The organism is Kocuria sp. CCUG 69068 (genome assembly GCF_020833785.1).
GTDB lineage: Bacteria > Actinomycetota > Actinomycetes > Actinomycetales > Micrococcaceae > Kocuria > Kocuria rosea.
This window is the reverse complement of sequence record NZ_PDDL01000224.1, coordinates 1-1,724: the sequence shown is the minus strand read 5'-3', so window position 1 is coordinate 1,724 and position 1,724 is coordinate 1. Positions and strand designations below refer to the sequence as shown.

2 protein-coding genes are annotated in these 1,724 nt (G+C 75.9%); one reads left to right on the top strand and one right to left on the bottom strand.

The features are described from left to right. Nucleotides 1-45 precede the first annotated feature (45 nt). On the top strand, nucleotides 46-654 hold the full coding sequence (locus tag CRM73_RS19130; RefSeq protein WP_229588790.1) for a mismatch-specific DNA-glycosylase: 609 nt from the start codon (nucleotides 46-48) through the stop codon (nucleotides 652-654). 31 nt (nucleotides 655-685) lie between these two features. Here the strand turns inward: CRM73_RS19130 and zupT are convergent, their stop codons facing one another. Then, a complete protein-coding gene (gene zupT, locus CRM73_RS19125) occupies nucleotides 686-1,471 on the bottom strand; it encodes a zinc transporter ZupT (protein ID WP_035927447.1) in 786 nt (261 codons plus the stop codon). Nucleotides 1,472-1,724 lie beyond the last annotated feature (253 nt).

Below are 1,724 nucleotides of genomic sequence, written 5' to 3'. Positions count from 1 at the left end.
CGGCCCGTGGTGCCCGGCGGCGGGGGCGCGGCCTAGCATGTGGTCATGGCCTCCCTGAACGCGACCGGCGGCGCCCGGCCGAGCCGGGCGGACCTCGAGGCCGCCCGGGGCGCGACCCTGCCCGACCTGCTCGGCCCGGAGGTGCGGCTGCTGATCTGCGGCATCAACCCGAGCCTGTGGGCCGCGGCCACGCAGGCGCACTTCGCCCGGCCCGGCAACCGTTTCTGGCCGGCCCTGCACGACGCCGGGCTCACCGGCCGGCTCGTGGACTGCGCGGCCGGGATGAGCGCGGAGGACCGGGAGCACGTCCTGGGCCGGGGTCTCGGCATCACGAACCTGGTGCCCCGGGCCACCGCCCGGGCCGACGAGCTGGACCCCGCCGAGTTCGTGGCCGGCCGGGAGCGGCTGGCCGAGCTCGTCGCCGGGCTGCGCCCCGCCGTCGTCGCGGTCGCCGGGGTCACCGCCTACCGGCACGCCTTCGCGGACCCGGGGGCCCGGCTCGGGCGCCAGGACCGGGAACTGGCCGGGGCGCAGCTGTGGGCGCTGCCGAGCCCGAGCGGGCTCAACGCCCACGCGTCCCGGGCGAGCCTCGCCGCCGCGTTCGCCGAGGCCGGGCGGGCGGCGGGCCTCCCGGTCGCCCCGACACCGCCGTGACCCGGTCACGGGCGCCGCGTCCGCGTCCGCGTCAGACGAACAGCAGCAGGCTCACGGCCATGACCGCCATCCCGGCGACCAGCCCGTAGACGGACAGGTGGTGCTCGCCGTACTCCTGGGCCGTGGGCAGCAGCTTGTCCAGGGAGATGAAGACCATGATCCCGGCCACGCCCGCGAACACGACGCCGAAGAGGACGTCGTCGAGGAAGGGGAGCAGGACGAGGTAGCCGAGCACCCCGCCGACAGGCTCCGCCAGGCCCGAGAGGAACGCCCAGCGGAACGCCCTCCGGCGGCTGCCCGTGGCGTGGTGGATGGGCACCGCCACGGAGATCCCCTCCGGGATGTTGTGCAGCGCGATGGCCACGACCACCGGGATCGCCACGGACGGCTCCTGCATCGCGGCCACGAAGGTCGCGAAGCCCTCGGGGAAGTTGTGGATCGCGATGGCCACCGCGGTCATCGTCCCCATCCGCAGGAGCCGGCGCTGCCGCCCGGCGTCGTCGTGCGGGTACTCGTGGGGGTTGACGCGCGTGGGCACCAGCCGGTCGATCACCGCGATCAGCAGGATCCCCCCGAAGAACCCGCCGGCGGTGGCCCACGCCCCCGAGCGCTCCCCGAGCTCCGCGACCAGGGCCACCCGGGCCTTGACGAAGATCTCGATCATGGACACGTAGATCATCACGCCGGCCGAGAAGCCGAGGCTCACCGCGAGGAACTTGGCATCGGTGCGCCGGGTGACCAGGGCCAGGAAGGCGCCCACACCCGTGGCCAGCCCCGCGAACAGCGTCAGGCCGAAGGCGAACAGCAGCTCGTTCACGACCGGGTCGGCTCCGTTCCTGGGCGGGGGTGGGCGCTCGCAGTCTAGCGAACGGCCGTCACGCCCCGGCGGTGCGCCAGAATGGTGCGGTGACGACCTCCTCCGCGCGTGCCCCGGGTGCCGGCGGCCGCCCGGCGGGTGTCCCCGCCGGCCTCGCCGACCGGTACACCGCCGCGTGGGAGCTGGTGCCCGACGGGCGGGCGCGGGACGACGGCGGGGCCCTGGTCCTGCCGGTGCGCACCCGCGCCGGGGA

Excerpts from the sequence above, each read along its gene's own strand:
- CRM73_RS19130 (WP_229588790.1), top strand. The coding sequence starts at position 46 with ATGGCCTCCCTGAACGCGACCGGCGGCGCCCGGCCGAGCCGGGCGGAC.